Raw genomic sequence first — 310 nt, 5'->3', positions numbered from 1 at the left:
ATTTTTATGGGATAATTTCAAAAATCTTCGTCTATATAAGTGAATAAAGAAAGGGGGGATAAACTATGAAAAGTATTGGAACCATATCAAGTGCAATAGGGTTTATTTTTTAGGAGCTTGGATGATAATAAAAAGAATTGATGCTAATTTAGGGATGACCATGCTAAAGTTTTGGCCTTTACTTTTTGTTATTTTAGGGTTGGAGCTTATATTTTTTAGCTTAAGAAAACGTGAAGAAAGGATGTCACTAAACCTTTTGATAGTTTTAGTTATTCTAATTTATATTGCAGTTAACGGCTTTTATTCTTAT

The 310-nt window shown here is 29.0% G+C and carries 1 protein-coding gene; it reads left to right on the top strand.

The window, feature by feature from the left end; translation table 11 throughout:
• Positions 1–121: 121 nt before the first annotated feature.
• Positions 122–310, top strand: a 189-nt coding sequence (locus CAAU_RS08445; RefSeq protein WP_040306342.1) for a hypothetical protein, incomplete at its 3' end; no start/stop codon positions are given.

This window comes from Caloramator australicus RC3, from assembly GCF_000297115.1.
Lineage (GTDB): Bacteria > Bacillota > Clostridia > Clostridiales > Caloramatoraceae > Caloramator > Caloramator australicus.
Note: the sequence above shows the minus strand (reverse complement) of the source record. Positions and strands in the feature narration are given on the sequence as shown.